This is a genomic window from Actinoplanes sp. ATCC 53533, from assembly GCF_003947245.1.
Window position 1 is genome coordinate 1 of record NZ_QHHV01000377.1, and the last position, 2641, is coordinate 2641.

At 71.3% G+C, this 2641-nt stretch carries 4 protein-coding genes; all 4 read right to left on the bottom strand.

The genetic code is table 11. The annotated features are described in order from the left end of the window. The coding region (locus DMB66_RS57565; RefSeq protein ID WP_125812419.1) for a response regulator at nucleotides 1-389 on the bottom strand (389 nt) is incomplete at its 3' end. 16 nt (nucleotides 390-405) lie between these two features. Further along, nucleotides 406-1278 carry a hypothetical protein gene (locus DMB66_RS57570; protein ID WP_125812420.1) on the bottom strand — a complete coding sequence of 291 codons (873 nt, stop codon included), beginning with the start codon at nucleotides 1276-1278 and terminating at the stop codon, nucleotides 406-408. Beyond that, nucleotides 1278-1715, bottom strand: a complete 438-nt coding sequence (locus DMB66_RS57575; protein WP_125812421.1) for a chemotaxis protein CheW — start codon at nucleotides 1713-1715, stop codon at nucleotides 1278-1280. The genes DMB66_RS57570 and DMB66_RS57575 overlap by 1 nt, the downstream gene beginning before the upstream one ends. A 1-nt stretch (nucleotide 1716) precedes the next feature. Beyond that, a partial coding sequence (locus DMB66_RS57580) for a chemotaxis protein CheW (protein WP_199753260.1) occupies nucleotides 1717-2641 on the bottom strand: 925 nt, incomplete at its 5' end.

Below are 2641 nucleotides of genomic sequence, written 5' to 3' on the forward strand. Positions count from 1 at the left end.
GCGTGGATCTTCGGCACGAGCTGCTCGCGGACGGCGGCGATCGACTCGGCGATCGAGCCGACGTTGCTCGGCTTCGTGACGTAGTCGGTGGCGCCGGCGGACAGCGCCTCCAGCGTCGCGCTCGCCCCGGCCGCGGACAGCGTGCTGAACATGATCACCGGCAGGTGCTTGTGCCGCTTGCGCAGCTCCCGCACGGCGGCGATGCCGTCCATCTGCGGCATCTCGATGTCCATCGTGACCGCGTCCGGCTTGAGCTGATCGATCTTCGCCTGGGCGAGCAGACCGTTGGCGGCCGTGCCGACCACCTCGATGTCCGGCGCGCCGGTCAGCGAGTCGACGATGAGCCGGCGGACGACCACGGAGTCGTCGACGACCAGAACTCTGATCATGAAGTCACCGGCCCCTTCACCCGAGCCACGCCGGGCCGAGCGCCGCGACCACCGGCGCGAGCAGCCGATGGGCCGTGGCGGTGTCCAGCAGGTCCCGGACGACCAGGGCCTGCACCGCGCCGCTGAGCATGTTCCAGACGCCGCCCGCCCGATCGGCCAGCGGGATCGCGGCTGTGTCGATCGCCTGCACGAGCAGCATCTGGGCGGCCGCGGCCGTCCGGACCCGGTCGGACAGGTACGCGGCCCAGGAGGCCGAGTGCACCGCCGGGGACCACCCGCCGGCGTTGCGCCGCGCGTCCTCGGCGGACTGCACCAGCCGGGCCAGGTCGTTCGCCCGGATCGAGCGCAGCCTGTCCAGCAGGGCCGACACCGCATAGTGGTGTGGGCCCAGGTCGATCGGCTGGCCCGCGGGCAGCTTGCGCAGCGCGGACACCCAGCCCGCGCCGAGCATCCGGCGGCTCGTGTCGTCGAGCACCTCACGCAGGTAGCTGGCCACCGCGGCGTCGCAGAGCAGAGCCGTCGCCGAGGCGGCCGTCTCGCTCTGGGTGGCGTCGCGTCCGGTGCCCTGCCAGGTCCAGGCCATCACGTCATACCGCAGGCAGGTGAGCAGGGAGTCCACCGACCCGATCGGGGCGCGCTCGACCAGGGCCAGCGCGCTGGCCGAGTCGTCGGCCTTCAGACCCTTGAGCGTCGGCATGCGGCGTGCCGCGCTCTCCACTTCGACCCAGAGCGGCCCGCGGACACCCTCATCGGGCAGCCGCTCGGCCAGCACCGGCAGGTCCCCGACGCTGAGGCGCAACGCGCGCAGCAGCACCTCGGCGGTCGCCGACCCACCACCGAGGCGGGTCAGGTCGAAGCCGAGGACGGGGGCGCTGACGAGGCTGTACATCAGGTGGTGGCTCGATAGGTGTCGACTGCCTGGTTCACGTCCAGCGCCAGCATCAGCCGTCCGTCCATCTTGAACGTGCCGGTGACCAGCTCCCGGGTCGGGCCGCTGAGCGTGTCCGGCGGACCCTCGAACGCCTCGTCGTCGAGGTCGACGACCTCGCCGATGCGGTCCACGAGCAGGCTGACCGGCTCGCCGTCACCGCGCAGGATCACGTTCATCACCGGTCCCTGCATGGCCTGGCGGACCAGGCCCAGCTGCACCCGCAGATCAACCGCTGCGATCACCTGGCCACGCAGGTTGAACAGCCCGCCGACGGCCGGCGGGGCCAGCGGCACGGGGGTGTACTCGTTGTAGGAGAGCACCTCCTGCACCGTGTGCACCTCGACCCCGAAGAGCTGGTCGGCCACCTCGAAGGTGGCGAACTGACGGCTCGCCATCTCAGGCCTCCACCAGGATCTCGTCGGCCACCTCGGTATAGAAGTTCGGGTCGGCGGCCAGGATGGCCCGGCGCACGTCGAGCAGCTCAGTCACCCGTTGCTGGATGACCGCGGTGCCGACCAGGCCGTCCTCCTCCGCCTCGCGGCGGGCCGTCGTGGAATTCTCCGCGATGTCGACGATCCGGTCGACGACGAGCGCGACGCTGCGCTCGCCCTCGCTGTAGACGACTACGGACACGGTGTCGCCCTCCTCCGTCTCGCTGTACGCCCCGAGCAGGTGCGACAGGCGCACCAGCGGCAGGATCTGGCCCCGGTACTGCACGACCTCGCGGGAACCGGCGTGCTCGATGCGGTCCCGGGGGAATTCCTCGAGCCGGGTGACCGCGTCCAGCGGAATCGCCACCCGGCGTTCACCGACGGCCGTGACCAGCAGTCGCTCGCCGTTGGCGGGTCCGCCGGTGGCACGCGAGGTGCCCACCAGGTTGCCCCGATCGGACTCGGCGGACAGTTGCGAGCGCCGGGCGAGCGAGGAGACGTCCAGGATCAGGCCGACCTTGCCGTCGCCCAGGATGGTGGCGCCGGCGTACAGGCCGATGTCCTTGAACCTGCTGTTGAGCGCCTTGACCACCACTTCCTCGGTGTTCAGGACGCGGTCCACGACCAGGCCGAAGCGGCGCCCGTCGGCGTGCAGCACCATGATGTAGACGCCCTGGTCACCGCCGACGTCGAGGCCGAGCGTCCGGTCCAGCCGGACCAGCGGCAGCAGCTTGCCGCGCAGCCGGTAGACCGGCGCGCCGGAGGCGTACTCGATCTTCGTGGACTGGCCGTCGATGAAGACCAGCTCCAGCACGGCCACCTGCGGCACCACGTAGCGCTGGTCGCCGCAGTCCACGGTCAGCGCCTGGATGATGGCCAGGGTGAGCGGG

What these genes read in the sequence shown, in the direction of transcription:
- DMB66_RS57570 (WP_125812420.1), bottom strand. Translation starts at nt 1,278, where the DNA reads ATGTACAGCCTCGTCAGCGCCCCCGTCCTCGGCTTCGACCTGACCCGC.
- DMB66_RS57575 (WP_125812421.1), bottom strand. Translation starts at nt 1,715, where the DNA reads ATGGCGAGCCGTCAGTTCGCCACCTTCGAGGTGGCCGACCAGCTCTTC.